At 69.1% G+C, this 26,460-nt stretch carries 28 protein-coding genes; 18 read left to right on the top strand and 10 right to left on the bottom strand.

Annotation, left to right across the window (positions count from 1 at the left end):
* The first annotated feature begins 51 nt into the window (after window positions 1-51).
* Entirely contained in the window at window positions 52-636 is a 585-nt protein-coding gene (locus AB0P21_RS18375) for a TetR family transcriptional regulator (RefSeq protein ID WP_363698012.1), read from the top strand.
* On the top strand, window positions 636-1,589 hold the full coding sequence (locus AB0P21_RS18370; RefSeq protein WP_363698010.1) for a R2-like ligand-binding oxidase: 954 nt from the start codon (window positions 636-638) through the stop codon (window positions 1,587-1,589). Before AB0P21_RS18375 ends, AB0P21_RS18370 begins: the two co-directional genes overlap by 1 nt.
* Window positions 1,590-1,596: 7 nt before the next feature.
* Here AB0P21_RS18370 and AB0P21_RS18365 read toward each other — a convergent pair whose 3' ends face one another.
* Genes AB0P21_RS18365 through AB0P21_RS18355 form a run of 3 tightly spaced genes read right to left on the bottom strand, consistent with a single transcriptional unit; the run spans window position 1,597 to window position 4,620 of the window.
* A complete protein-coding gene (locus tag AB0P21_RS18365) occupies window positions 1,597-3,177 on the bottom strand; it encodes a phospholipase D-like domain-containing protein (RefSeq protein WP_363698008.1) in 1,581 nt (526 codons plus the stop codon).
* A 56-nt stretch (window positions 3,178-3,233) separates the two neighbouring features.
* The gene (locus AB0P21_RS18360; RefSeq protein ID WP_363698007.1) at window positions 3,234-3,794 is read right to left on the bottom strand and encodes a TetR-like C-terminal domain-containing protein; all 561 of its coding nucleotides are present in this window, start codon (window positions 3,792-3,794) and stop codon (window positions 3,234-3,236) included.
* Window positions 3,787-4,620 carry an alpha/beta hydrolase gene (locus tag AB0P21_RS18355; protein ID WP_363698005.1) on the bottom strand — a complete coding sequence of 278 codons (834 nt, stop codon included), beginning with the start codon at window positions 4,618-4,620 and terminating at the stop codon, window positions 3,787-3,789. Before AB0P21_RS18355 ends, AB0P21_RS18360 begins: the two co-directional genes overlap by 8 nt.
* Before the next feature lie 223 nt (window positions 4,621-4,843).
* Here AB0P21_RS18355 and AB0P21_RS18350 point away from each other — a divergent pair, with 223 nt between their 5' ends.
* Window positions 4,844-5,098, top strand: a complete 255-nt coding sequence (locus AB0P21_RS18350; protein WP_363698004.1) for a hypothetical protein — start codon at window positions 4,844-4,846, stop codon at window positions 5,096-5,098.
* Window positions 5,099-5,120: 22 nt separating this feature from the next.
* Here AB0P21_RS18350 and AB0P21_RS18345 read toward each other — a convergent pair whose 3' ends face one another.
* On the bottom strand, window positions 5,121-6,743 hold the full coding sequence (locus AB0P21_RS18345) for an AMP-binding protein (RefSeq protein ID WP_363698002.1): 1,623 nt from the start codon (window positions 6,741-6,743) through the stop codon (window positions 5,121-5,123).
* Between the two features lie 129 nt (window positions 6,744-6,872).
* On the opposite strand from AB0P21_RS18345, the gene AB0P21_RS18340 reads away from it, so the two are divergent.
* Window positions 6,873-7,502 carry a nucleotidyltransferase domain-containing protein gene (locus AB0P21_RS18340; protein ID WP_363698000.1) on the top strand — a complete coding sequence of 210 codons (630 nt, stop codon included), beginning with the start codon at window positions 6,873-6,875 and terminating at the stop codon, window positions 7,500-7,502.
* A complete protein-coding gene (locus AB0P21_RS18335; protein WP_363697998.1) occupies window positions 7,502-7,879 on the top strand; it encodes a HEPN domain-containing protein in 378 nt (125 codons plus the stop codon). Before AB0P21_RS18340 ends, AB0P21_RS18335 begins: the two co-directional genes overlap by 1 nt.
* A gap of 12 nt (window positions 7,880-7,891) precedes the next feature.
* Here AB0P21_RS18335 and AB0P21_RS18330 read toward each other — a convergent pair whose 3' ends face one another.
* The 3 genes from AB0P21_RS18330 to AB0P21_RS18320 are packed head-to-tail and all read right to left on the bottom strand — an operon-like array spanning window position 7,892 to window position 10,275.
* The gene (locus tag AB0P21_RS18330; protein ID WP_363697996.1) at window positions 7,892-8,557 is read right to left on the bottom strand and encodes a response regulator transcription factor; all 666 of its coding nucleotides are present in this window, start codon (window positions 8,555-8,557) and stop codon (window positions 7,892-7,894) included.
* On the bottom strand, window positions 8,554-9,930 hold the full coding sequence (locus AB0P21_RS18325; RefSeq protein ID WP_363697995.1) for a HAMP domain-containing sensor histidine kinase: 1,377 nt from the start codon (window positions 9,928-9,930) through the stop codon (window positions 8,554-8,556). Before AB0P21_RS18325 ends, AB0P21_RS18330 begins: the two co-directional genes overlap by 4 nt.
* Before the next feature lie 60 nt (window positions 9,931-9,990).
* Window positions 9,991-10,275, bottom strand: a complete 285-nt coding sequence (locus tag AB0P21_RS18320; protein WP_363697994.1) for a hypothetical protein — start codon at window positions 10,273-10,275, stop codon at window positions 9,991-9,993.
* A gap of 87 nt (window positions 10,276-10,362) precedes the next feature.
* Between AB0P21_RS18320 and AB0P21_RS18315 the strand changes: the two genes are divergently transcribed.
* The 5 genes from AB0P21_RS18315 to AB0P21_RS18295 all read left to right on the top strand — a co-directional run bounded on the left by AB0P21_RS18315 (window position 10,363) and on the right by AB0P21_RS18295 (window position 14,367).
* A complete protein-coding gene (locus AB0P21_RS18315; RefSeq protein WP_363697992.1) occupies window positions 10,363-10,980 on the top strand; it encodes an SIMPL domain-containing protein in 618 nt (205 codons plus the stop codon).
* Window positions 10,981-11,039: 59 nt separating this feature from the next.
* Window positions 11,040-11,828 (top strand): hypothetical protein, encoded by a 789-nt coding sequence (locus AB0P21_RS18310; protein WP_363697990.1) that lies wholly within the window; start codon window positions 11,040-11,042, stop codon window positions 11,826-11,828.
* A 55-nt stretch (window positions 11,829-11,883) separates the two neighbouring features.
* Window positions 11,884-13,119 carry an Nramp family divalent metal transporter gene (locus AB0P21_RS18305; protein WP_363697988.1) on the top strand — a complete coding sequence of 412 codons (1,236 nt, stop codon included), beginning with the start codon at window positions 11,884-11,886 and terminating at the stop codon, window positions 13,117-13,119.
* 7 nt (window positions 13,120-13,126) lie between these two features.
* A complete protein-coding gene (locus tag AB0P21_RS18300; protein WP_363697986.1) occupies window positions 13,127-13,918 on the top strand; it encodes a metallophosphoesterase in 792 nt (263 codons plus the stop codon).
* Window positions 13,919-13,986: 68 nt separating this feature from the next.
* Window positions 13,987-14,367 (top strand): DUF427 domain-containing protein, encoded by a 381-nt coding sequence (locus AB0P21_RS18295; RefSeq protein ID WP_363697984.1) that lies wholly within the window; start codon window positions 13,987-13,989, stop codon window positions 14,365-14,367.
* Here the strand turns inward: AB0P21_RS18295 and AB0P21_RS18290 are convergent.
* Entirely contained in the window at window positions 14,354-15,148 is a 795-nt protein-coding gene (locus AB0P21_RS18290) for an alpha/beta hydrolase (protein ID WP_363697983.1), read from the bottom strand. The two genes, AB0P21_RS18295 and AB0P21_RS18290, sit on opposite strands and share 14 nt — an antisense overlap.
* An 80-nt stretch (window positions 15,149-15,228) precedes the next feature.
* On the opposite strand from AB0P21_RS18290, the gene AB0P21_RS18285 reads away from it, so the two are divergent.
* The 4 genes from AB0P21_RS18285 to AB0P21_RS18270 all read left to right on the top strand — a co-directional run bounded on the left by AB0P21_RS18285 (window position 15,229) and on the right by AB0P21_RS18270 (window position 19,875).
* Window positions 15,229-16,026, top strand: coding sequence for a GNAT family N-acetyltransferase (locus tag AB0P21_RS18285; protein ID WP_363697981.1), 798 nt, complete (start codon window positions 15,229-15,231; stop codon window positions 16,024-16,026).
* Between the two features lie 58 nt (window positions 16,027-16,084).
* A complete protein-coding gene (locus tag AB0P21_RS18280) occupies window positions 16,085-18,373 on the top strand; it encodes a helicase C-terminal domain-containing protein (protein ID WP_363697979.1) in 2,289 nt (762 codons plus the stop codon).
* Window positions 18,374-18,531: 158 nt separating this feature from the next.
* On the top strand, window positions 18,532-19,233 hold the full coding sequence (locus AB0P21_RS18275) for a carbonic anhydrase family protein (protein WP_363697978.1): 702 nt from the start codon (window positions 18,532-18,534) through the stop codon (window positions 19,231-19,233).
* Window positions 19,234-19,251: 18 nt separating this feature from the next.
* Window positions 19,252-19,875 (top strand): carbonic anhydrase family protein, encoded by a 624-nt coding sequence (locus tag AB0P21_RS18270; RefSeq protein WP_363697976.1) that lies wholly within the window; start codon window positions 19,252-19,254, stop codon window positions 19,873-19,875.
* A gap of 41 nt (window positions 19,876-19,916) precedes the next feature.
* Here the strand turns inward: AB0P21_RS18270 and AB0P21_RS18265 are convergent, their stop codons facing one another.
* Window positions 19,917-20,111: a hypothetical protein gene (locus AB0P21_RS18265; RefSeq protein ID WP_363697974.1), complete on the bottom strand. Its 195-nt coding sequence runs from the start codon at window positions 20,109-20,111 to the stop codon at window positions 19,917-19,919.
* Between the two features lie 187 nt (window positions 20,112-20,298).
* On the opposite strand from AB0P21_RS18265, the gene AB0P21_RS18260 reads away from it, so the two are divergent.
* The gene (locus tag AB0P21_RS18260; RefSeq protein ID WP_363697972.1) at window positions 20,299-21,975 is read left to right on the top strand and encodes a DNA repair helicase XPB; all 1,677 of its coding nucleotides are present in this window, start codon (window positions 20,299-20,301) and stop codon (window positions 21,973-21,975) included.
* On the opposite strand, the gene AB0P21_RS18255 is transcribed toward AB0P21_RS18260, so the two are convergent.
* A complete protein-coding gene (locus AB0P21_RS18255) occupies window positions 21,972-22,508 on the bottom strand; it encodes an NTP transferase domain-containing protein (RefSeq protein WP_363697970.1) in 537 nt (178 codons plus the stop codon). The genes AB0P21_RS18260 and AB0P21_RS18255 overlap by 4 nt on opposite strands.
* A 197-nt stretch (window positions 22,509-22,705) precedes the next feature.
* On the opposite strand from AB0P21_RS18255, the gene AB0P21_RS18250 reads away from it, so the two are divergent.
* Genes AB0P21_RS18250 through AB0P21_RS18240 form a run of 3 tightly spaced genes read left to right on the top strand, consistent with a single transcriptional unit; the run spans window position 22,706 to window position 26,460 of the window.
* Entirely contained in the window at window positions 22,706-23,509 is an 804-nt protein-coding gene (locus AB0P21_RS18250) for a phosphatase PAP2 family protein (RefSeq protein WP_363697968.1), read from the top strand.
* A 49-nt stretch (window positions 23,510-23,558) separates the two neighbouring features.
* A complete protein-coding gene (locus AB0P21_RS18245) occupies window positions 23,559-25,568 on the top strand; it encodes an AAA family ATPase (RefSeq protein WP_363697967.1) in 2,010 nt (669 codons plus the stop codon).
* A 16-nt stretch (window positions 25,569-25,584) separates the two neighbouring features.
* The gene (locus tag AB0P21_RS18240) at window positions 25,585-26,460 is read left to right on the top strand and encodes an RNA polymerase sigma-70 factor (protein ID WP_363697965.1); all 876 of its coding nucleotides are present in this window, start codon (window positions 25,585-25,587) and stop codon (window positions 26,458-26,460) included.

Raw genomic sequence — 26,460 nt, 5'->3', positions numbered from 1 at the left:
GGGATGTCTTGGCTCTTGACATTTTGGGGTGAGATGTAAACCCTAGATCGCATGGACTCCTTCGGTGACCGGACCAAGCGACGGTTGCGGGACGAACTGCTCGACTCGGCTTATGACGCGATCGTCGCCGGTGGGTACGACGGGTTGCGGATGGCTGAGGTCGGGCGGCGTACTGGGGTGTCTCGGCAGACCGTCTACAACGAGTTCGGGGACAAGTGGGGGGTGTTGCAGGCCGTCGTGGTGCGGGAGACCGAGGCGTTTCTGGTCGACGTGAACGACGCGCTGGCCGCGGCCGGTGATCCGATCGACGGGCTGCGGGCCGCGGTTGAGCGGGCGCTGAGTCTTGCTTCGGACAACCCGTTGGTGAAGGCAGCGCTTGGTCAGCCGGGGTCCGATCAGGCGAGTCAGTTGCTGACCACGCGTGGGCAGCAGGTTTTGGAGTTGTGTCATCAGCGGCTGGACGCGCATGTGCGGGAGCACTGGCCCGAAGTACCGGCTGGTGATGCGACGACCTGTGTGGATGTCGCGTTGCGGCTGGTGCTGAGCCACATCGTCAACCCCGGTGCGGCTCCGGCCGTGGTCGCTGATCAGGTCGCCCGGGTGCTCGGTCCCTTTCTCACCACCAGGAGGCTGTGATGACGGTCAATCCCCTTCACCGGCAGGGTTTCAGCTCGCTGCGGGAGGGCGGGCTGAACTGGGACTCGCTGCCGCTGCGGCTGTTCGACAAGGGCAATCGCAAGTTCTGGAATCCGCGGGACATCGACTTCAGCCAGGACGCGCTCGACTGGCAGGAGTTCACCGACAACGAACGCGAGGCCGCGCTGATGCTGTGCGCGCAGTTCATCGCCGGCGAGGAGGCGGTCACCGAGGACATCCAGCCGTTCCTGGCCGCGATGGCCGCCGAAGGGCGGCTCGGCGACGAGATGTACCTGACCCAGTTCTGCTTCGAGGAGGCCAAGCACACCGCGGTCTTCCGGATGTGGCTGGACGCGGTCGGGGTCAAGGACGACCTGCACAAGTACATCGAGCACAACCCCGGCTACCGCGCGATCTTCTACGAAGCGCTGCCGGTTGCCTTGAAGTCACTGGCCGCCGATCCGTCGCCGGCCAACCAGGTGAAGGCCTCGGTCACCTACAACCACGTAGTAGAAGGCACTCTGGCCCTCACCGGCTACCACGCCTGGAACCTGCTCTGTACTGCGCGCGGCGTCCTGCCCGGCATGCAGGAACTCGTCCGCCGCATCGGCGACGACGAACGCCGCCACATGGCCTGGGGCACGTTCACCTGCCGTCGCCACATCGCCGCCGACGAGTCCAACTGGCAGGTCGTCACCGACACCATGGAAGACCTGCTCCCGCACGCCCTCACCCAGATCCAGTGGGCGCTCGACAACATGCCGGAGATCCCGCCGGAGATCGACCCGACCGCGCTGATGACGTACGCCGGTGATCGCGCGACCCGGCGTCTCGGCGCGATCGAGTCGGCGGTCGGCGCCGACGTGGCGGGCATCGATCTCGACTACTCCCCCGAGAAGCTCGAAGACACCTTCGGAGAGGAAGACCACGCGGCGCTGGCCGCGGTTCGTTGAGGCGCTCTCACCAGTCGTAGTCGCAGATCGCGGCGTTCTTCGAGTAGAGCCACTGCTTGTCGAGGAACTCGGCGTTGAGCTGGGCGGCCGCGGCCTTGTTCTCGAGGAAGAATCCGTGGTCCTGGGTCGTGTCGGGGTACACGTTGCGGGAGCCGACGTAGAACGCCGTGTCGTCCACGACGACCAGTTTCGTGTGCAGGCGGTACTTGTACCCGCCCGGCCAAGTCTGTTCGTTCGACGCGCGGAACGGCGCCAGTTGCAGATTGCGCCTCAGCACCCGGTGGGCGTCCGCGTCGTAAGCGGTCCCGAGCCGGAGCCGGACCCGGTCGTGGAGCGACTTGTAGGCCACCGCCAGGCTGTCGATGTTGGAGTAGTCCGGGCGCCCGGGGTTGCTGATGACGATCCGGACCTTGACCCCGTCGACCAGTTTCGCGGCGAGCACGTCGAGCAGCCGGACGTCGAACAGGGCATGGCTGAGCGGGAGGCCGGCGAATCCGTTGATGTCCTGCTGGGACAGCACGATCTTCGTCTTCGCCTGGGAGAGCAACGCCCGCAGGGCGTTCGCGTCGGGGTTGACGGTCGCGAAGTCGCGGTCGGTGTTGGTCTCGTTGTTCGAGCCGGTCGCGGCCTGGCCCAGCTCCTGGGCGGGTGGCAGCACGTAGGTGGAGGCCTCGTCACGGACCTGGATGCCGTAGCCCAGGCTGCCGACGGAGATCACGTCGAGGTTCCCCGTCGGGGCCGGCTTGAGTCCCTGGTACAAGGACCAGAGCGAGGGGGAATCGGGTTCGGCGAGCGCCAGCCAGGCCGGGGAATAACGGGCGGTGATGGTCCGGCTTCCGTTGGCGTGCACCCATTTCCACAGCTCGTCGAGGAACCTGCCCGCGGAGGCGGCCACCGGGCCGCGCAGCGCGATGTCCAGGTCCGTCACCGGCGCGATACCGCCGTACCCGCGGCTGAACATCGGGCCGTCTTCGATGTAGTAGTTCGTCATCCAGTTCACACCACCGTGCAGGACGAACTCACCGTCCACGACGACGAGCTTGGTGTGGTTGTACGACGACATGCTGCGGGTCGTCATCGAGGCAACCCGGAGATCGACGACTTCGGCCTCCTTGCCGAGCCTCTCCTTCACCAGCTCGTGGAAAGCCCACGGATCGGCCCAGATGTCGATGGCCACCACCCCGGCCAGGAATCGTACGGTCAGCCGGGTGCCCTCCTTGGCCGCACGGATGGCCGCAAGTCTGAGTCCGGCGCACATGGCGTCCAGGAAGTTCCCGTCCGGAAACGGGCCTGCCGGTGAACCGACCAGGTCGGGCACCCCGAAGCCCGAGATGTCCACGGTCCTGCGCGCGCCGGCGATGCTGTGCTGCATCTTGAGGAGAAGGGTCTTGATCCCGGGCTTGCTCTCGCCCTTCGGAACACCCGTCTGCGGAGACCAGCCCCAGAGTCCGGGGACCTGCAAGATCCACGCTGCCGCGTCGTTACCTGTCGCGTCGAGACTGTTTCCGGAGGTCCGCTCCCACAGTCTCCCCTTCATCCCCGGTGACACTCGAAGGAGTTCTTGTTCGACCGCGTCCAGGTAAGCCATGCCCAATCGTCACATCTGACGAACAGGTCCGGGCCGAATCCCGGAGTGGTGCGGAGTCAGGTCGACAGGCCGCGGTCGACGAAGCCGACGAGCCAGGTGAAGCTTTCGTCGATGTCGGTGCCGAGCTGGAACACCTCGGACGCTTCGAGGGTTGCGAAGCCGTGCAGGAGACTGCGGAGCATCCGCAGTGCGTGGATGGTGTCGGCCTGCTCGATCCGGTAGCCGCGCAGTACTGCTGCGAGCGATTCGAACACCCGGGTCCCGGCGTCGGCGAGCGGGTCGCCTGGTTGCACGGAGGTGACGCGGACCGTGGCGGCGTACCGGCCGGGATGCTCGATGGCATAGGTCCGGAACGTCTGTGCTGCGGCCGACAAAGCGTCGGGGCCGGCGCGGCCCTGGAGGGCGTCGCGCAAGGCATCGCCCAGCTCGGTGAGCGCTAGGGTCGCGATCCGCCGGGTGAGGTCGGCTTGGCCGTCGACGTGCTTGTACAGCGACGGCGCTCGGACACCGAGCCGCTCGGCGAGCGAACCCATCGTCACGTTGCCGAGACCGGCCTCGTCGGCGAGCTCGGCGGCGGCAGCGACCACTACTGCCGGGTCGAGACCGGCCCTAGGCACCGGCGTGCGCCTTCAGGAACGGCAGCAGCAGCGCGACGGTCTCGTCCGGGAACTGGGTGTGCGGGTAGTGGCCCGCGCCCTCGATCACCTCGAGGGTGGCGATCCCGGCCGGCATCGCGGCGACGATGGCCGCACCCTCGGCGAGCGGGTCGGCCCAATCGGGGTCGAGCGATCCCTCGACGATCAGCGCCGGGCAGGTCACGTTGGCGAGCTGCTTACCCGCGTCGGCCGGTGAGACCCGGGTCATCCGCTGCAGGGCCTTCATCCGGCCGGAATCGGCGAGCTCGGTGGCGTTGCGCTGCAACTGCTCGGACCAGTCAGCGGGCTTGCGGCCGGGGACGGCCAGGTCGAGGTACGAGTGCCACCAGCTGACGCTGCCCAGGATGCTGGTCATCATCATCCGGGTCGTGCCGGTGCGATAGCTCTTGACCCGCAGATCGCCCAGCTTGATCGCCTGAGCGCGGGTGAACGGGCCGAGCTCGACGATGCCGGTGACGAGCTCGGGTGCCTGGGCGGCGGCGATGGTGACCGCACCGCCTGCGATCGAGTGCCCGACCAGTACGGCGGGTCCGCCGAGGTGGCGCACGAGCGCGATCAGATCGCCCGCGATGTCAGTCCGGCTGTAGCCGGCCCACCCGGTGCTCGACTCTCCGCAGCCCCGGAGGTCGAGAGCGGCCACGCGGTACCCCGCGGCCACCAGCTCCGGTACGACGAACCGGTACGCCGCGCGACTGTCGCCCAGGCCGTGGGCCAGCACGACCAGCGGACCGCTGCCGGTCACCTCATAGGCGAGCGTGCCGCCGTCGACGGCCAGGAACTCGGTCATGAAAACCTCCAGATGGCTAATGTTGTTAGCTAAAAGCTAACGTCGTTAGCCAGCCTTGTCAAACCACTCCCCGATGACGAGATCGCCGCGGACGAGTCAGCGCGGCGTCATCGACAGTTCCTAGCTTCTGGTGACGACCAACCCACCAGAAGGGCTTCCCATGCGTATCTCGAGAGTGCTTCCTGTCGGCCTGCTCGCTTTGGCCGGTCTTGCGATCGTGCCCATGAGCGTCACCACCGCGTCCGCGACGGTGAGCGGATCCACCTGTGCGGCGCGACCCACGCCGGGCATCTACGGCGACTACCAGAGCTACTGCCCGGCCGGCAACGAGGCGTACTGGCATCGCGTGGTGGTTGTCTGCGTCGGCTACAACGCGGCCGGGCGCTGGGTGCCGTCCAATCAGATCTCGCGGGCCTCCTGTGGTCAGCCGAGGAGCTATCACGTCGAGACCTGGGTGGGGCGGCCTCCGGGGGCCTGAGTCCTGCCGCGGCCTGTTCGGGCTACTCGAGTCCGAGCAGGCCGAGGGACTTCTCGCGCATCTCGACCTTGCGGATCTTGCCGGTGACGGTCATCGGGAAGTCGTCGACCAGCAGCACGTGGCGCGGGATCTTGTAGTGCGCGAGCTTGCCGGTGGCGAACTCCCTGACGGCGGCAGCGTCGAGCGGGGCGGCGCCGTCCTTGAGTTTGATCCAGGCGCACAGTTCCTCGCCGTACCGGTCGTCGGGGACGCCGATCACCTGGACGTCGGCGATCGCGGGGTGGGTGTAGAGGAACTCCTCGATCTCGCGCGGGTAGACGTTCTCGCCGCCGCGGATGACCATGTCCTTGATCCGGCCGACGATGTTCACGTAGTCGTCGTCGCGCATCACCGCGAGGTCGCCGGTGTGCATCCAGCGGGCCGCGTCGATCGCCTCGGCGGTCTTCTCGGGGTCGTCCCAGTAGCCGAGCATCACGGAGTAGCCGCGGGTGCAGAGCTCGCCCGGTTCGCCGCGCGGTACGACGAGTCCGGTGGCGGGGTCGACCAGCTTCACCTCGACGTGCGGCATCACGCGACCGACAGTCGACGTACGGCGGTCGAGGTCGTCGTCGCGGCGGGTCTGGGTGGAGACCGGCGAGGTCTCGGTCATCCCGTAGCAGATCGCCACCTCGGCCATGTGCATGTCGGCGACGCAGCGCTTCATCACCTCGACCGGGCAGGGCGAGCCGGCCATCACGCCGGTACGCAGCGAGGTCAGGTCGTAGGAGGCGAAGTCCGGCAGGCCGAGCTCGGCGATGAACATCGTCGGTACGCCGTACAGGCCGGTGCAGCGCTCGTCCTGGACCGCCTTGAGCGTCGCGGCGGGGTCGAAAGCCGGGCCGGGGATCACCATGCACGCGCCGTGCGTCGTACAGCCGAGGTTGGCCATCACCATCCCGAAGCAGTGGTAGAACGGCACCGGGATGCAGAGCCGGTCGTCCGGGCCGAAGCCGATCGTCTCGGTGACGAAGAAGCCGTTGTTGAGGATGTTGTGGTGGCTCAGGGTGGCGCCCTTGGGGAAGCCGGTGGTGCCTGACGTGTACTGGATGTTGATCGGGTCGTCGAAGCTGAGCTGCGCCGCGCGCTCGTCCAATTGCTCTTGGGTCACCTGCGCAGCAGCCTCGACGACGGCGTCCCAGTCCGGCGTACCGATGTAGACGACCGCCTCCAGGGCCGCGCAGTCCGGCCGGACCTCGTCGACCATCCTGCGGTAGTCACTGGTCTTGAACTCGGTCGCCGAGATCAGCAGCTTCACCCCGGACTGGTTGAGCGCGTAGGCGAGCTCGTGCGTCCGGTACGCCGGATTGATGTTCACCAGGATCGCGCCGATCGAGGCCGTCGCGTACTGCGTGATCGTCCACTCGGCACAGTTCGGCGCCCAGATCCCGACCCGATCGCCCTTCGCGATCCCGCGTGCCAGCAAGCCACGCGCGAACTCGTCGACCGCCGCCCCGAACTCGGCGTACGTCCAGCGCCGCCCGGTCGCCACCTCGACCAACGCCTCCTGGCCACCGTGCTCGGCGACCGTCCGCCGGAGGTTCGCCCCGATCGTGTCCCCCAGCAACGAAACCTCGGAAACCCCGGACGCGTAGGAAGGCAGGCTCATCCCGCCATCGTCACCCGCCATCCCGCCCCCGACAAGACGACACAGGTAGGGCCATCGCCCACCCAGGTGGTCATATGGCCAAAATAGTATCCATATGACCGGTATAGTGGTCATAGGAGAGGTGATCGAATGGAGTTCTCGGATCCGCTGTCCTCGACTTTTCCCGGACTGCACGGTCGTGTGCTCAGCGTGCTGGTCAGGACCGACCGAGCCCTGACCGGTCGTGGCGTCGCGGAGTTGCTGCACCCGCCCGCGAGCTACAGCGGAGTACAGAAGGTTCTGGATGGTCTGGTGCGTAGCGGACTGGTTCTGGCCGAGCCTGCCGGGCGGGCAAAGCTCTACACGCTGAACCGCGAGCATGTCGCCGCCGCTTCGATCGGAGAGCTCGCAAGCCTTCGAGACCGTTTCATCAGCCGCCTTCAAGCCGAAGCCGGGACCTGGGAGGTGCCCGCTGTGGCCGTCTGGCTGTTCGGCTCGAGTTCTCGCGGGGAGGGCGGGCCTGACAGCGACATCGACCTTTTAGTGGTACGACCGGACGAGGTCTCCGACTCGGACCCCCGATGGCTCGTCCAGCTTGAAACGCTTGCCGAGCACGCCAGCCGCTGGACCGGCAACCGGTGCGAGATCGTCGAGTACAGCAGCGGCGAACTGCAGCGTCTCGTCCGCCGCCGCGAGCGACTCGTCACTGAACTCCGCCGCGATGCCCTCCCCATCGCCGGCGCCTCACCCCGCCAGACCCTGACCCGAAAGACCGCTTGATGACAGCACTGGAAGACGCTCGAGCCCACCTCGCCAAAGCTCGGGAGTTCCTCGAGGCCGCCGAACTGACGAACGACCTGCAACTCTTCAACGCGGCCGCCTCGAACGCGGTCACCTCAGGTATCAACTCGAAGGACGCGATCTGCCTGACGCTGACCGGAAGGACGCGCAAGACCGACAACCACACGGAGGCAGTCACAGAGTTGAAGTCGGCAGGTCCGGCTGGGCGCGAAGCCAGCAGCACGTTCTCGCGGCTACTCAGGCTCAAGTCGAAGTCGCAGTACCAGGCCGAGTCGATCTCAGCTGCCGATGCGAGCAAGAGTGTCGACTGGGCAACCAGACTGCTGCAGGTCGCGCAGCGCCAGGTCTCGGGCTGACGAGCGAATGGCTCAGGGTTTCAGGCGGTAGCCCATGCCTCGGATGGTCTGGATGCGGTCCTGGCCGAGTTTGCGGCGCAGGTAGCGGATGTAGACGTCGACGACGTTGGAGCCGGGGTCGAAGTCGAAGCCCCAGACCTGGGAGAGGAGTTGTTCGCGGGTGAGGACCTGGTCGGGGTGGCGGCAGAAGACCTCGGCGAGCAGGAACTCGCGGGCGGTCAGGTCGATCGCGCGGCCGTCGACGGTGGCGCGGCGGGTGCGGAGGTCGAGGCCGAGGTCGCCGACCTGCAGGACGTTGGCGTCCGCCGTACCGGAGCTGTCGCTGCGCAGGCGGAGCCTGATCCGGGCCAGCAGTTCCTCGAAGGCGAAGGGTTTGGCCAGGTAGTCGTCGGCGCCGCTCTCCAGGCCGGCCACCGTGTCGCCGACCGAGTCGCGGGCGGTCAGGATCACCACCGGCATCGTGACTCTTGCCTCGCGCAACCTTCGCAGTACGGTGAAGCCGTCCACCCGGGGCAGGCCGATGTCGAGCACCAGCAGGTCGTAGCTGCCGCTGACGCCCTCCGTGTACGCCGTCTCGCCGTCGCCGACCACGGTGGTCACGAAGCCGTTGCCGCGCAGGCCGCGTTCGACGAACGACGCGATCCGCTCCTCGTCCTCGGCGATCAGGATCCGGTTCACCCACGCACCTCCGGGAGAGTCAGTTCGAACCGCGCGCCGGGTCCGGCCTGCGGCGCCACCCGTACGTCGCCGCCGTGCGCCCGGGCGATCGAGCGGACGATCGACAACCCCAGCCCGGCGCCCTCGGTCCGGGTCTGGTCGTCGCCGCGGACGAACCGCTCGAAGATCCGCTCGGCGTCCCCGGCCTTGATCCCGCTGCCCGTGTCGGCGACCCACAACACCACCTGGCCGGCCGCCACCCGGGCGCCGACGCCGATCCGGTCGCCGTCGGCAGTGTGCCGGACCGCGTTCGACACCAGCTGCATCAGCGCCTGGGTCAATCGCTGGCCGTCGGCAACGATCACCACGTCGGCGGTCTCGTCCACCCGCCAGGTCCGCTCGGCCAGCGGCCGCGCCTTGGCGACCACCTCGACCACCAGCTCGGTCAGGTTGACCTCGGCCGGCGCGAGGAAGTCGGGCCGGTCGCTCTTGGCCAGCACCAGCAGGTCGTCGACCATCCGGTTCATCCGGGCCAGCTCGTCCAGCACCAGGGCCCTGGTCTCGGCCTGCTCGACCGGGTCGGCGCCCATCAGCTCCAGATGACCGCGGATCACCGTGATCGGCGTCCGCAGCTCGTGCCCGGCGTTGTCGGCGAACTCGCGCTGCGCCACGAACGCGACCTCCAGCCGGTCCAGCATCGTGTTGAAGGTCGCCGCCAGCTGCGCGAAATCATCGTTGCCGACTACCTCGATCCGGCGGCGCAGGTCCGATTCACCGATCTTCTCAGCAGTACTGCGCAACTGCCGGATCGGCGCCAGCACCCGGCCGGTCACCAGCCAGCAAGCCCCCGCGGCCAACGCCAACGTGATGGCCCCGATCACCGCAAGCGCCCGGGCCGCGTCACGCGACGGCTTGGCCAGCACGTCCCGGAACTCGAGCACCACCAACTGCGCGCGCACAGGCTGGGCGCCGACCTGCACCGGCAGTACGCCGTACCGGACTCGGCCGGCGTCACTCTCGACCCACCCGTACTCCGGTCCGCCGGCGCCCGCCACCCGCTTGACGAAGGCGGGGTCAAGGTCAAGCCTGGCCGGCGGCGACCCGTGCCCGCGGCGGTACGGCCGGCCGTCGACGATGCTGAAGAACGTCTCGGAGTCATTGGGCAGATTGAGCTGCAAGTAGTGCTCCAGCAAGGTTTCGGGGGTGCGATAAGCCGCGGCCGCCGGGGACGCCGCATAGGTGCGGAACTTGGTGGCCTCGTGGCCGAGCTCCTTGTCGGCGGCGGAGTCGGCACGGGTGGCCAGCACCTGCCAGGTCGCGAAGACGACGGCGACCAGCGCCAGGGCGAGGACACCGAGCATCCAGGAGATGATCCGCAGCCGGGCACTGATCACCGGCCACCTCAACCGGACCACCGGCAGGACAATCGGCCGAGCGACTGGCCGAGCGACCGGTCAGTCATCGTCGTCCAGGTCGTCGGGATCGTCACGGTCGTCGTCGCCGGCGGTTCTGACCGGGCGGGGCGAGACCGGCTCGGCCCCCTCGTCGTCGTCCGGGTCATCGGTCGGCCTGACGGTCGGCCCAGGCGTCGGAGTGGGCGTGGCGCTCGACGAGGCCGGGATGACGATGGTGTCGCCGAGCTCAGGAGCGGACCGATCGGCCAGGTACCGCGGCAGCACGAAGCCGGCCACCACGAGAATCGCGGCGACAACCCCGTAGACCAGCCGTGGAGATCGCATACTCACAGTCTGCGATCCCTCCCGAAGAACCGCATGAGCCGAACATTACAGATCTCTCATCTCGCCACGGCCTGGCAGACTGGCCGGATGGACTCTGGGATCACAGTGACGGGTACTGGCCAAGCTACCGCCGCAGCCGATCTGCTGCGGCTGACACTGAGCGTCGGGCACGACGCGGCCGACGTGGCCGCCGCTGTCCAGCAGGTCGCCGAGAAGACCGATCTGGTGCACGCCGCGCTGAGCGGGCAGGGCGTGGCGGCCGGCGACATCGAGACCAGCTCGGTGAACGTCTACCCGCAGTACGCCGACGGCATGTCGGTGGCGGGCTATCGCGCGTCCCACTCGCTGACCGTGACGACCCGGGACCTGACCGGCTTCGGCCGGTTGCTGAACGCCGCGGTGGATGCCGCAGGCAACAGTCTTGGACTGGACCACCTGCAGTTCGACATCGCGGACAAGCTGCCGCTGATGGTGCAGGCGCGCGAGCTCGCCTTCCAGCAGGCCCGCGAGAAGGCCGCTCAGCTGGCCGAGCTGGCCGGCCAGTCGCTGGGCTCCATCGCGGCCGTTGCCGAGAGCTACGGCCACGGGCCGATCCCGATGGCGGCGGCCGCGGGCAAGTTCGACAGCCAGCGTGCGGAGGTCAGGATCGCCCCGGGCGAGCAGACGATCGAGGTCTCGCTGGATGTCCGCTGGTCCTGGGCCTGACCCCTTCGGCGCCGCCGCGGAACCGACAGGTATGGACCGGTTCCGCGATAAGGTGCGCCATGGCGACCAAGCGTTCCCTCGTAACTCTCACGATCGCCACCGCGCTCGCGCTGGTGGCCACGTCCTGCGGCGACTCCGGCAAGGACAAAGCCGGTACCACGCCGAGCAGCAGCGCCAGCAGCTCCTCGACCCCGGCCCCGCCGAGCGCCACGCCGACGCCGTCCGCCCCGACGCCTTCCGCCGTACCGTCGGCGCCCGTGCCGCCGGCGGCCAAGGCGCGCACCGCGGCCGAGCTGACCAAGGCCCTGCTCGAGCTGACCGACCTGCCGGCCGGGCTCTCGATCGACAAGAACGCCGAGGAGGACGACACCAAGCTGTCCTCGGCGGACGTCCGCTGCAAGGACCTGGTGCTGCTCTTCAACTCCAAGACCTCGCCCGGCGCGAAGGTCACCGTGGACCGCGGCTTCACCGGCGGGCAGAACGGCCCGTTCTTCGACGAGACGCTGGAGGCGATGGGCACGCCGGCGGCGGCGACCGCGCTGCTCACCCGGACCCGGACCGCGATCAAGTCCTGCAAGCTGGCCAAGCTCACCATCCCCGGCGTCGGCAGCTCGTCGATGGCGGTCAGCGAGATCTCCGCCCCGAAGGTCGGCACCAACCCGGTCGCCGGACGGTTCACCGCCGAGGGTGGCGCGCTGGAGGGCCTGGAGGTGAACTTCGTCTTCACCGGCGTCGGTGACGTCGTGCTCACGATGACGTTCGACGAAGCCGGTGACCTGGAAGGCGCGATGACGGCCGCGACCGGCAAGGCGACCAAGGTGCTCGGCGCCGCCAAGAGCGGCACCTGAGGAACTGTCTCAAACCGAGACAGACGCCTGATCAGGTCTCGGTCAGACTGCTGCCATGTACGCACCCGCGCCGCTGAAGCGACAGCTGAATCGCTCGGGTCTGCTGTTACTCGGCCCCGCCTTCGTGGCGGCGGTCGCGTACGTGGACCCGGGCAACTTCGCGACCAACGTCGCGGCCGGCGCGACGTACGGGTATCTGCTCTGCTGGGTGGTGGTCGGCGCCAACCTGATGGCCGTGCTGGTCCAGTACCTCGCGGCGAAGGCGAGTATCGCGACCGGGATGACCCTGCCGCAGCTGTGCCGGGAGCACTTCAAGCGATCCACCTCGACCGGGTTGTGGGCGCAGGCCGAGCTGGTCGCGGTCGCCACCGACCTGGCCGAGGTTGTCGGTGGCGCGATCGCGCTCAACCTGCTGTTCGGCATCCCGCTGTTGCTCGGCGGCGTGATCACCGGTGCGGTCTCGTTCGCCTTGCTGATCTACCAGTCCAAGCGCGGGCAGCGGCCGTTCGAGGCGGCGATCGTCGGGTTGCTGGCCGTCGTACTGGTCGGGTTCGTGGTGTCGACGATCCAATCGCAGCCGTCCGCGTCCGGCATCGTCGGCGGGCTGGTGCCGCGGCTCGACGGCACGCAGTCCCTCGTGCTGGCGGCCGGCATGCTCGGCGCGACCGTGATGCCACACGCGATCTGGCTGCACGGCGCGTTGGTCACGGATCGGCACGGCAAGTCGATCCGCTCCGAGAAAGGCAAGCAGCGCGTACTGCGTGCCACCCGGATGGACGTGGCGGTCGCGATGGCCCTGGCCGGCGCGGTCAACCTGGCGATGGTGGTGCTCGCGGCCGCCGCGCTGAAGGGCTCCGGCGCGGACTCACTGGACGCGGCGCATGTCGCGATCGGCGACCGGCTCGGGCACACGGCCGCGCTGCTGTTCGCGCTCGCGCTGCTGGCCAGCGGTTTCGCGTCGTCCTCGGTCGGCACCTACGCCGGCTCGGTGATCCTCGAAGGCTTCTGGAAGCGGCACGTCCCGCTCGCCACCCGGCGGCTGATCACCTTGGCGCCGGCTCTGATCATCCTGGCGATCGGGATCGACCCGAGCCGTGCGCTGGTCGTTTCGCAGGTCGTGCTGAGCTTCGGCATCCCCTGCGCGCTGTGGCCGTTGGTGCGACTCACCGCCTCCCGGCGCGTCATGGGCGACCTGGTCAACCGGTTGCCGACTACTCTCACCGCATGCCTGGTCGCCACCGCCGTCACGGCCCTCAACGTCGTACTGATCGTGCTGACGCTGCGCGGGTGAGCCACGCGTGACCGCGACGTACGCGGTCAGCGACATCCACGGCCACCCGGAGAAGCTCGCTGCCGCGCTGCACGAGGCGGGACTGACTGACGCCGAAGGCAACTGGTCCGGCGAAGATGCCAGGTTGTGGGTGCTGGGCGACTTCTTCGACCGTGGACCGGACGGCGTCGGCGTGCTGGCGCTGGTCCGCCGGCTGGTGGCGCAGACCGAGGCCGGGCCGGGTGAGGTCCGGGTGCTGCTCGGCAACCACGAAATCCTGGCGCTCGGGATGCGCAAGTTCGGCGACACGTTCGTCCCGCACGAGGGCATCACCTCGCGCAGCTTCGAGCGCAGCTGGGCGCTGAACGGCGGCCAGGACCGCGACCAGGAGCTGCTCACCGACGACGATGTGGACTGGCTGCTGGACCAGCCGCTGCTCGGCGTCGACGCGGATCACCTGTTGATGCACTCCGACACCGAGGAGTACCTGTCCTGGGGTGACTCGATCGACGAGATCAACGAGACCATCCGGGCCGAGCTGCACACCGACGACATCACTGTCTGGTGGGAGATCTGGCGCCGGATGACGTCGCGCTACGCGTTCCGCGGCGCCGAGGGCCCGGTGGTCGCGGCCGAACTGCTCGACCGGCTCGGCGGCCGCCGGATCGTGCACGGGCACAGCATCGTGGCCGACCAGCTCGGCATCTCCCCGGCGTACCTGACCGGGCCGTTGCTGTACGCCGACGGGCTGGTGCTCGGCATCGACGGCGGCGCGTTCGACGGCGGACCGTGCCTGGTCGTCAAACTGCTGCCGGTCTGACGGAATGCTTTCCGGCGACGTGTGGTTGTCGCTACAGGTAGATGCCGTACGCCCTTTGGAGCTGAGCCATGTCTGACAAGCCGGTCCTGATCCCGGGTCCCGACCACCCGATCACGGTCGTGAAGAACCCCGACCGCGTCGTCGTCAAGGTCGCCGGCAAGGTGATCGCCGACAGCCGGGACGCGCTGTCGCTGCAGGAGGCCAACTACCCGGCCGCGCAGTACATCCCACGCAAGGACGTCGACCTGACCCAGCTCGAGCGCACCGGTCACGAGACGTACTGCCCCTACAAGGGCAACGCCAACTACTTCAGCATCCCGGCCGGCGGCGACCAGACGGCGAACTCGGTCTGGACCTACGAGGCCCCGTACGACGCGGTCGCCGACATCCGCGACCACGTCGCCTTCTACCCCGACCGGGTCGACTCGATCGAGATCATCGCCGACTGACGTCACCGGCGAGGAACTCGGCCAGCACCGGCGCCAGCACGTCGGCCGGTACTACGTGGTGCTGCCCGTCGAGCTCGGTGAGCCGGCCGTTCGGCAGCGCCTTCGAGGCAGCGCGAGCCGCCTCGGTCATGAACGGCGGACTCCCCGAGCCGGCCAGCACCAAGGTCGGCTGCACGATCCGGGCCAGTAGGCCGAGCGGCACTGTGCCCCCGCGCGCACCTTCGTCCATGACCGCGAAGTCGTAGGCGATGGTGGGCGCGACCTCTGCCATGCCTGGCGACTTGGCGTACTCGGCCGCGTCGCTCTCGGGCATCCCCGCCATCGTGAGGAACGTCTGAACGGCCTCGGTCCGGCGGGACTCGGCCAGCAGACGCAGTACTGCGGCAGCGCTCTCGTCGGCCTGCCGCTGCGATTCCTCGTCGTCCTGACCGTACGGCGGCTCGTGCAAGATCACCTTGCTGATCGGCAGGCTCGGGGCGGCGACTGCGACCAGCGCTGCGCCTGACGAGTGCCCGTAGACGGCAGCTTGGCCACCGACAGCCTTGATGATCGCAGCGAGGTCTTCCACCTCACGGGCGACGGAGTACGGCTGGGTGTCGCCGCTGTTGCCGCGACCGCGCCGGTCGTACGAGATGGTGGTGTACGACGGCGCGAGGGCCTCGGCCAGGAGTGCGGTGGAGGTGCGGTCGCAGAGTGCTCCGCCGACCAGGATGAGCGGCGTACCGGCGCCGGCCCGGTCGTAGGCGATCGTCGTACCGTCTGCTGAGTGTGTGGTCTCCATGCCGGGGACGTCGGAGCCGCTGCAGGTCACTCGACATAATCGGTTGTGGTGAATTCGGCGGACTGCTTCACTGCGCGGTGATGTCATATCTCTCACGCGTCGACGACTACCTGCACGCGGCCCCGTTGTCCGGGGCGACCGGCCAGCAGGTGGGCCCTTTCACGCTCTTCCGGACCACCACCATCTGGCCGTACTACGCCCGCCCGATCCCGGGGTCCGGCGCGACGATCACTGCCGCCGACCTGGCGACCCTGCGGGCTCGCTGCGAAGAGCTTGAGCTGCCGCTGGCCCTGGAGTGGGTGGTCGAGACGTGTCCTTCTCTCGGCCCAGCAGCGGCCGAGGCAGGGCTGGGGGTGCACAAGTACCCGCTGCTGGTGCTCGAGCGGGCTGACTTCACCCCGGTCGAGACAACCCTTGACTGCCGGATCCTGCCCGCCTCCCCCGACATACTGCGGGAGGCCCGCGCAGTCGCCGGCGTCGGCTTCGGCACACCCGGTACTGCGGTCGGCGACGGCGGTGTCGAGGCGCGTGATGCCGCGGTAGCCGAGGTGTCGGACGAGACTGTCGCGGCCCTGGTCGAGCGGGCCGAGGCAGGTGTGTCGGTCACGGCCGGTGTCTTCGGTGAGCAGGGCATGGTCGCCAGCGGTGTTCACCAGCCGGTCGGCAGCACCAGCGAGGTCGTCGGCGTCGCCACCCTGCCTGCGATGCGTCGCCAGGGCCTCGGCGCTGCGGTGACCAGTCGCCTGGTCGAGCACGCCTTCGGCCACGGGGTCGAGCTGATTCTGCTGTCCGCCGCGGACGATGCCGTGGCCGCTGTCTACGAGCGGGTCGGATTCCGGCGGATCGGCCACGCGGGCGGGGCCGAACCCGCCGAATAGCGACAAGAGTTGGGCCGCGAATCGCTCGGGCTGGACTTGGGGCCGTACCGTTGGAGGGATGAGCAATACCGAGCGGACCCGCCCACGCACCCTCGCCGAGGCCTTGCGCGGCTGGGACGACCTTGCCCTCGGCCTGTTGCTCCGGCACCGGCCCGACCTGGCGACACCGATCCCAGCCGACACCGGCCAGCTTGCGGCCCGTGCCACCACCAACGCCTCCGCGGCCCGCGCGATCAACCGGCTCGACGAGTTCAGTGTCGACCTGCTGGAGGCACTGTCCGCGCTGACCGAGCCGGTGGACCTGGCCAAGCTGGCCAAGGGCGTCGACCAGTCGATCGAGACCGTCCAGCCGCGGGTGACCGAGCTGCTGGCGCTCGCCCTGGTCTGGGGCAACGAGGACGACCTGCGCCCGATCCGGGCCGTGCACGAACTGCTCGGCCCGACCCCTGCCGGGCTCGGACCGCTCACCACCCGGCACTTCGGTGACCTGGACCAGCTGATCGAGGACGCCGGACCGGAAGCCCGCGAGGTGCTGGACAAGCTCACCTGGGGACCGCCGACCGGCACGGTCGAGAAGGCGGAGCGCCCGGTGACGATCGCCTCGGCCCGCTCCCCCATCGAGCAACTGCTCGCCCGCGGCCTCGTAGTACCGAAGGACGCGACCACTGTCGTGCTGCCCCGGCAGATCGGGCTGCACCTGCGGGGTGGCCGAGTGCTGGCCACCACCCGGCCGACACCGCCACCGCTCGATGGCAAGCCGGTGTCGAACTCGATAGCCGACCGCGCCGCCGCTGGTGCCGCGCTCGACCTGGTGCGCCAGGTGGACCGCACACTGGAGCAGCTGGCAACAGAGCCACCGCCTGTACTGCGTACCGGCGGCATCGGCGTCCGTGAGCTCCGCACCCTCGCCACCAAGATCGGTGCCGAGGAGCAGACCGCGGGCGCAGTACTGGAGATCGCATACTCCGCTGGGCTCGTTGCGGCCGTCGAGGTCGCCAACAGCGAGATGTGGTTGCCCACTGGCGCGTACGACGACTGGCTGGAGCTCGACACCGCGCACCGCTGGGCCGTGCTGGTCAATGCCTGGTTCACCGGGCTGCGGGCGATCGGGTTGATCGGCAAGCGCGACAGCGGCGGCGCGACCGCTGCTGCTCGCGAGCGGCTCGTCAACGCGTTGGCGCCCGACCTGGAGCGCCTGCTGGCTCCCGAGATTCGCCTGCTCACGTTGCAGGCGCTGTCCAGCGCAGCTGAGGGCACGTCGCCTGCGATCGAGTCAGTCGTGACCTGGGTTGCCTGGCACCGGCCGCGTCGCGGTGGGCAGTTCCGGGACGACCTGGTCGAGTGGACCATCACCGAGGCCGCCCTGCTCGGGTTGACCGGGCTCGGCACGCTGGCCGCGCATGCTGCTCCACTGTTGAAGGAAGAGCCGTCGGTTGACGAGCTGGCAGCTGCTATCCAGCCGCTGGTGCCTGAGCCGGTCTCCGAGGTACTGCTGCAGGCAGACCTGACTGCCGTCGCGCCTGGGCCGCTGGTGCGCGAAGTACAGGACGAGTTGGCTTCCATGGCCGACATGGAGTCACACGGTGGTGGCGGGGTCTACCGCTTCAGCGAGAGCTCCGTACGCCGTGCCTTCGACCTCGGGCGCACCAGCGACCAGCTGCACAAGTGGCTGGCGGAGCACTCGCGGACTCCCGTCCCGCAGCCGCTGACCTACCTGATCGACGACATCGCCCGGCGGCACGGCGTACTGCGGATCGGCGCGGCCTCGACGTACCTGCGCTGTGACGACGAGAACGTGCTCGCCGGCCTGCTGAGCGCCAACCTGCCCGGCATCCGGTTCCGCCGGCTCGCTCCGACGGTGGTCGTCTCGCCGTCGCCGCCTGACATGGTGCTGGCCCGGCTGCGCAACGCGGGGCTGGCTCCGCTCGGCGAGAGCTTCGACGGGGTTGTCCATGTGACCGCGGCAGGTAACCGTCGTGGCGAGCCGCCGCGTCGGCGTACCAGCCGGGACTTCGCCGACAACACGGTCGATCTGACCGAGGACCAGGTCAAGGCGGTGATCGAGAAGGTCCGCTCCGGCGACCGGGTCGCGGCCGAGCGGCCGGCCGAGCACACCTCCGGGGACACCATCGCGCCGGCCGAGACGATCAGCGTGCTCAGCGAGGCGGCCGAGGCGCACACCCGGACGTGGATCTCGTACGTCGACCACAACGGCACCCCGGCGGAACGCATCGTCGAGCCGGTCCGGGTGGCCGACGGCTGGCTGACGGCGTACGACGAGGATGCGGACCAGCCGCGGACCTACGCGCTGCACCGGATCGCGACGGCCCGGCCGGTGGAGAAGTAGCCGACTGCTGACGAGTTCCTGACATCACGGGCGTACCGTCTGAAGCGGGTGTATGAGGCACCCAAATCCTGTTCCCGCCCGAATACGGAGCTTCCGTCGTGTCCCTGCCTGTATCCCGTCGTGCCGTTTTGCTGGGTGTCCCTGCTACGGCCGCCGTTGTGGCATCCCCGAGTCTGCTGTCGAGTGCTTCGGCGCAGCTCCCGCACCAGAGCCCGATCGACATCCGCACGCAGCACGCCGTCCACAGCCCGGCGCTGCCCGCGCTGCACGTGCACTACCCGCACTCGCTCGACCTGTCGGTGCACTACGAGAGCAAGGACGGCGGCCAGAGCGGCGGCTGTGAGACTCGTACCGCCGAGGAGACCGTGCTCGCCCAGATCCCGGCCGGCGCGGCCTGGGTGACCGTGGCCGGGGTGCGGTACGACCTGGTCAACTTCCACTTCCACACTCGCTCCGAGCACCGGCTGAACGGGCACCAGTTCCCGCTCGAGCAGCACTTCGTGCACAGCGGTCCCAGCGGCGAGAAGCTGGTCATCGCGCTGTTCATCACCACCGGCGGCCACGGCGGAACCCTGCAGGACAAGGTGCTCGCGACGGTCCCGGCGGAGTGCGACGAGGACGTGCACCTCGTGCGCGCCAACCTGGCGACTGCGCTGCCGCACGACCTCTCGACGTACCGCTACCAGGGCTCGCTGACCACCACGCCGTTCACCGAGCCGGTCTCGTGGTTCGTGCTCAACCACATCCGCGAGATCCTGCCGGCGTCGCTGGCGCACTTCCAGACCCGCTTCCCGGACGGCGACAGCCGTACGCTGCAGCCGCTGAACGGCCGCACGGTCAAGTACCACGCGCAGCACTGAGTCAGCTACCTTTCCCCCGTGCCGCAGAGCCCGATCAACATCCACAGCATCCACGCGGTGACCAGCCCAGGGCTTCCCGCCCTGCAGGTGCACTACCCGCCCGCGCTGGATCTGGCTCTGCGGTACGAGAGCAAGGACCGGACCGTACTGGCCGCCATCCCGCCAGGCGCCGCCTGGATCACGCTCGGCGGGACGCGGTACGACCTGGTGAACTTCCACTTCCACACCTTCTCCGAGCACCGGCTGGACGGCCGCCAGTTCCCACTGGAGCAGCACTTCGTGCATACCGGACCACGCGGCGAGGCGTTGGTCATCGGGCTGTTCCTCACCCCTGGTGGCAAGGGCGGGGCGTTGCAGGACCAGGTGCTCGCCACGGTGCCGGCGCAGGGTGACCCCGAGGTGCTGATCCCAGGTGCTGCCCTGGCCTCCGCACTGCCGGACGACCTGTCGACCTTCCGGTACGAGGGTTCGCTGACGACACCGCCGTACAGCGAGCCGGTGTCGTGGCTGGTGCTCAAACAGCACCACGCGATCCAGGCGGCGTCGCTCTACCGGCTGCAGCTCCGTTTCCCGGACGGCGACAGCCGCATGCTCCAACCCCTGGGCAACCGCACGGTCACCTACCGCCCCCAGCCCAGCTGACACCAGCCACCGCCGGTGCCGGCGGTTGCTGGTGGTTGGGGCTAGCGGGCTGCGATGAAGGTGACTGCCGCGAGCAGGAGAAGGGCCGCCGCGAGAGCGACCTCGGCGATGCCGCGGTGCTTCAGCCAGAGGGCTCGGAGTTGAGCGGTGGTGCGGTAGAAGGCCCCGACAGTGGGGACAGCCGGCACGTCGACGGGCGCCGGGGTAGTGAGTGTTGCGGTGTTACTGGCGGCCACAGGGCTCTGCTTTCGGTGGTGTCAGATGGGCGGCAGTTCTGCACCCGGATGACTACTTGCCAGGTTCGGGTGGGTTCAAACGTTGGGGTGAGGATCGGGATCGGACCGTGGCCGTTTGCAGGCACGGGGCACAATGGAGGGTCGGGTGGGGTGTTCTGCCTGGTAGCTGGTGACGGGAGAAGCTGTAGTGACTGACGGGCCGTTGATTGTTCAGTCCGACAAGACGTTGTTGCTGGAGACCGCACATCCGGAGGCGAGTGACTGCCGCAAGGCGATCGCTCCGTTCGCGGAGTTGGAGCGAGCCCCGGAGCACGTGCACACCTATCGGTTGACTCCGCTGGGGCTGTGGAACGCTCGCGCGGCCGGGCACGACGCCGAGCAGGTGATCGACGTACTGCTGCGCTACAGCCGGTACCCGGTCCCACACTCGCTCCTGGTCGACATCGCCGAGACCCTGGACCGCTACGGGCGGCTGCGGCTGGAGAAGAACCCGGAGCACGGCCTGGTGCTCGTCACCACCGACCGGCCGGTGCTGGAGGAGGTGCTGCGCTCCGCCAAGATCAAGCCGATGATCGGCGACCGGATCGACGCCGACACGGTGGCGGTGCACCCGTCCGAGCGCGGCCACCTGAAGCAGACCCTGCTGAAGATCGGCTGGCCGGCCGAGGATCTCGCCGGGTACGTCGACGGTGAGGCGCACAAGATCGACCTGGTCAAGGACGGCTGGGATCTGCGGCCGTACCAGCAGCAGGCGACCGACGCGTTCTGGCACGGCGGCTCCGGCGTCGTCGTACTGCCCTGTGGCGCCGGCAAGACGATCGTCGGCGCGGCCGCGATGGCGCAGGCGTCCGCGACCACGCTGATCCTGGTGACGAACACGGTCTCCGCCCGGCAGTGGAAGGACGAGCTGCTCAAGCGCACCACGCTGACCGAGGACGAGATCGGCGAGTACTCCGGTGCCCGCAAGGAGGTCCGGCCGGTCACCATCGCGACGTACCAGGTGATGACGACCCGCAGGAAGGGCGTCTACACCCACCTGGAGCTGCTCGACGCCCGCGACTGGGGCCTGATCGTGTACGACGAGGTGCACCTGCTGCCGGCCCCGATCTTCCGGATGACGGCGGACCTGCAGACCCGGCGCCGGATCGGCCTGACCGCGACGCTGGTCCGCGAGGACGGCCGCGAAGGTGACGTCTTCTCACTGATCGGGCCGAAGCGCTACGACGCGCCCTGGAAGGACATCGAGGCGCAGGGCTGGATCGCGCCGGCCGACTGCGTCGAGGTACGGGTCGACCTGGAGCAGACCGAGCGGTTCGTCTACGCGACCGCCGAGCCGGAGGACCGGTACCGGCTGGCCGCGTCGACCCCGGCCAAGTCGCGGCTGGTGCGCCGGATCGCGGATCACCACAAGGGCGAGCCGATGCTGGTGATCGGCCAGTACATCGACCAGTTGGACGAGCTCGGCGAGCGGCTCGAGTGTCCGGTGATCAAGGGCGAGACGACGGTGAAGGAACGCCAGCGCCTCTTCCAGGCGTTCCGCACCGGCGAGATCGACCGCCTGGTGGTCAGCAAGGTCGCCAACTTCTCCATCGACCTGCCGGAGGCCTCGGTCGCCGTCCAGGTCTCCGGCACCTTCGGCTCCCGCCAGGAAGAGGCCCAACGCCTCGGCCGCGTACTGCGCCCGAAGGGTGACGGCCGTACGGCCCGCTTCTACTCGATCGTCGCCCGCGACACCGTGGACGCCGAGTTCGCCGCCCACCGGCAACGCTTCCTGGCCGAGCAGGGCTACGCCTACACGATCGTCGACGCCGAGAACTTGTTCGAGGGCACCAAGGAAAAGGACGGCGGCGAACCCCTCGCCTAAAGCAGGTCGTCGCAGGGGACGAGTGGGCAAGGGACTCGTTTGAGGTAGGGGCCTGCGGAGCGGTCGCCGTGGGCTGCGTCGTGGGCCGGTTGCCAGTGGGTGCGGCCCAGGACGACGGGGTGGGTGGCGTGGTCGGCGAGAGCGGCTCGGGCGAGGGCGTCCGGGCCGGCGCCGGCTGCGGTGAGGACTCGGCGTAGTACCGGGGTGGTGATGTCGGGCTTGTTGACCATGTGGAGCAGGGCGACCTCGGCGTCGGGTTGGGCCAGGGCCCAGGTGAGTCCGGCTCGGACCGAGGCCGAGAGGCCGAGTTGCCAGTCCGACGGGACCGTGACGACCGACGAGTCGGCGAGGAGTGCGGCGACCTCGGGAGCCGAGGCCCCGACGACCACGGCGATCCGGTCGCAGCCTGCCGCTCGCATCACCTCGACGGAGCGCTCGGCCCACGACATCCCGTCCGGGTGACGCTGCAGAGCGGCCGGACCGCCGAGGCGGGTGCCGGGGCCGGCCGCGAGCAGAACACCGAGAAGAGTCATCCTGTCGGACCCTACCGGCGGCGTACTGGTGTGGGGAATGGACCAGCCGCCGCGCGGGTTGCCACAAAGAGGGCTGTTGGCAACGACCGGAGAGGGGTGACGGGGCGGTCACAACGAGTGTCTCAGGGGTTGCCCAGGGCAACATCAGGGCTCAGCCTGGGCCATTCCGGAGGCTCTGACCGGTACCGTCGAGGGGTATGGGGATACAGGCACTTGAGCGGGTGGAACCGGCTGCCGACCAGGGGCGGGTCCCCTCGGGAGCCGCGCCGGTGGTGTGGCGGGTGGTGCGGGAAGCAGTCCTGCTGGCGACCATGTTCCTGGTCTACACAGCGGGCCGGCAGTTCGCCGCCAAGCACACCGGGTCGGCCTTCGACCATGCGCGCGAGGTGCTGTCGTGGCAACGCTGGCTGCACCTGCCCGACGAGGCGGCGCTCCAGCACGCGGCCCTCCAGGTGCCGCATCTGGTCGAGGGAGCCAACCTGTACTACGCCTCCGTCCACGCCCCGCTGACCGGCGCGGTCCTGCTCTGGTTGAGCATCTGGCGCCCCAAGGCCTATCCCCGGGTGCGCTGGACGATCGTGGCGCTGACCGGTCTCGCGCTGATCGGGCACATCGTCTTCCCGCTCGCGCCGCCCCGGATGATGCCGGGCTTCGTCGACACCGGGCTGCGGTTCGGCCAGTCGGTCTACGGACCGGACGCCTCGGGCGGCGTGGCCAACCAGTTCGCCGCGATGCCGAGCCTGCACGTCGGCTGGGCTGCCCTGATCGCCCTGGCGATGATCCTGATCACCCGGACCAAGTGGCGCTGGCTGTGGCTGCTGCACCCGATCATCACGTTCGCCGTGGTGGTGATGACCGCGAACCACTACTGGCTCGACGGCATCGTCGTCCTGATCCTGCTCGGCGTCACCCTGCCGCTGCTGCTCCGGCCAGGCCTGCGCAGCGACAAGCCGGCGACGACGCGAGGTAAATCAGTCGCTCCGGAGCTCGCACTCAAGTAACGTGGCCGGGCTTCCCCGACCCCCTCGACCGCTGTGCGGAGGTCCCTGCATGCCCCCGAACGACCCCATCCTGCTGGCCGAGAAAAACTACCTGAGCACATCGCGCGCCGCGCTCGCGGTGATGCGTGAGAAGACCGGATCGCTGGAGATCGCCAGCGCCGACCCGGTCAACACCGAGTTCCTGAAGGCGGCCATCTGGCGCCGGATGAAGGAGCTCGAGGACGACCCCGACGTGCCGCTGTTCTTCGGCCGGCTGGACTACCTCGAGCCGACCGAGGAGACCTTCCACATCGGCCGCCGGCACGTCAACGACGAGGCCGGCGAGCCGCTGGTGGTGGACTGGCGGGCCGACATCTCGGTGCCGTTCTACCGGGCCAGCAAGACCGAGCCGATGGGTGTCGGCTCCCGTCGCCGGTTCGGTTTCACGCACGGCGAGATGACCGCGTTCGAGGACGAGGACCTGACCAGCCCGGCGGCCGCCGCCGAGCACAGCAACATCCTGGACGCCGAGATCGAGCGGCCCCGTTCCGGCCCGATGCGCGACATCGTCGCCACCATCCAGCCCGAACAGGACGTCATCGTCCGGGCCGGTGTCGAGGACACGATCTGCGTCCAGGGTGCCCCCGGCACCGGGAAGACCGCTGTCGGCCTGCACCGCGCGGCGTACCTGCTCTACGCGTACCGCGACCAGCTCAGCCGGGCCGGTGTCCTGGTGGTCGGCCCGAACGCGAGCTTCCTGCGCTACATCGGCGACGTGCTCCCCGCGCTGGGTGAGATCGAGGCGAAGCAGACCACCGTCGAGGAGATGGTGGCCCGGGTGAAGGTCGCCGGGCCCGGTCCGGCCGCCCTGGACGTGCTCAAGGGCGATGCGCGCTTGGCCGAAGTACTGCGCCGGGCGGTCTGGTCCCAGGTCCAGTTGCCCAAGGAGCCCCTGGTGGTCCCTAGGGGATCCCACCGATGGCGAGTAGCGGCGTACCAGGCCGAGGAGCTCGTCAACGAGCTGCGCACCCGCGGCATCCGGTACGGCGCCGGCCGGTCGATGCTGCCGCAGCGGCTCGCCCATGCGGTCCTCCTGCGGATGGAAGCCGCCGGGGACTCCCCCGACGACCGCGTGCAGGACTCGGTGGCCAGGAGCCGCCCGGTGAAGCAGTACGCCGAGGCGCTGTGGCCCGCGATCGACCCGGCCAAGCTGCTGTTCCAGCTGTTCACCGATCCGGAGCTGCTCGCTGAGCACGCGGCCGGCGTACTGACCGAGGAAGAGCAGGCGCTGCTGATCTGGGAGAAGCCGGCCCGGTCGGCAGGCGCCGCCAAGTGGTCCGTCGCCGATGCCACCCTGATCGACGAGATCGGCGACCTGATCGACCGGACGCCGAGCCTCGGCCACGTGGTACTGGACGAGGCGCAGGACCTGTCCGCGATGCAGCTCCGAGCAGTAGGGCGCAGGTGTTCGACCGGCTCGATGACAGTGCTCGGCGACATCGCGCAGGGCACCACACCGTGGGCGACACCGTCGTGGGACGAGGCACTTGGTCACCTAGGGAAGAGCGGTGCTCACACAGAGGAGCTGACCGCCGGGTTCCGCGTGCCAGGCCAGGTGATCGAGTACGCCGCCCGCCTGCTGCCGCAGATCGCGCCCCACCTGACCCCGCCCACCGCAGTACGGCGTGCGCGCGGTGAGCTCGCCATCACCCGGGTGCCCGACAGTCTGGCCGCGGCCGTCGACACGGTCGCCCAGGTGCTGGACCGGCCGGGATCGATCGGGCTGATCGTGCCGGACGCGCTGGTCCCGGCGGCCCGGAAAGCCTTGCAGCGCAAGGGGTTGAGCTTCGCCGTACTGGGTGACGAGGACGATGTCGAGTCGCACGTGGACGTCGTACCGGCCGGGCTGGCGAAGGGTCTCGAGTTCGACCACGTGGTGCTGGTCGAACCGGCCGGGATCGTCTCCGGTGAGGCCGACGAGCGGACCGGGCTGCGGCGGCTCTACGTCTGCCTGACCCGTGCGGTCACCTCGCTCGCAGTACTGCACAGCGAGGACCTACCTCCCGTTCTGGCAGGTTGAAAAGTACGCTGTCGAGGTGAGCACCGATCTGGACGAGGCGGCAGTCGACTTCGCGCGGGTGCGCCCGCGCCTGTTCGGGATCGCCTACCGGATGCTGAGCAGCGTCCAGGAGGCCGAGGACCTGGTCCAGGACGTGTGGGTCAAGTGGCAGGCCTACGACCGCAGTACGGTCCGGGAGCCGGCCGCCTTCCTGGCCACTATGACCACCCGGCTGGCGATCAACGAGAGCCAGTCCGCGCGGGCCCGGCGGGAGACGTACGTCGGGCCGTGGCTGCCGGAGCCGGTCGACACCAGCGCCGACCCGACCCTGGGCGCCGAGCGGGGCGAGGCGCTGGAGCTCGCCATGCTGGTGATCCTGGAGAAGCTGTCGCCGACCCAGCGCGCGGCGTACATCCTGCGCGAGGCGTTCGACTACCCGTACGACCAGATCGCCGAGATCGTCCAGCTCTCCGAGTCGAACGTGCGGCAGCTGGTCAGCCGGTCGCGCAAGCGGCTGGCCGACGAGCGGCGCGAGACGGTCAGCACCGCCGAGCAGCGGAAGTTGCTGGCGGCCTTCATGGAGGCGGCGCAGGAAGGCAACTTCGACACACTGGTCGAGCTGCTGGCCGCCGACGCGGTCAGCTACTCCGACGGCGGCGGCATCGTGCGCGCCACCCGGGTCGAGCTGTTCGGCGGCGAGGTCATCGCGAAGGTCACCGTCGGCTACTCGGGCAACTTCTGGGCTGGGGCGAAGGTCAGCTACGCGGAGTACAACGGCAGCTGGTCCGCCGTGGCCTCGCGCGACGGTCAGGTGTTCATGGTGATCAGCATCAGCGCCTCGGCCGACGGCATCGACCAGGTGCAGTGGATGCTCAACCCGGAGAAGCTGGCCGGGCTCACGCCGCCCGACTGA

Source organism: Kribbella sp. NPDC056861, assembly GCF_040687575.1.
GTDB lineage: Bacteria > Actinomycetota > Actinomycetes > Propionibacteriales > Kribbellaceae > Kribbella.
The sequence above is the reverse complement of the archived record's forward strand: the minus strand, read 5'-3'. Positions and strand labels throughout refer to the sequence as shown.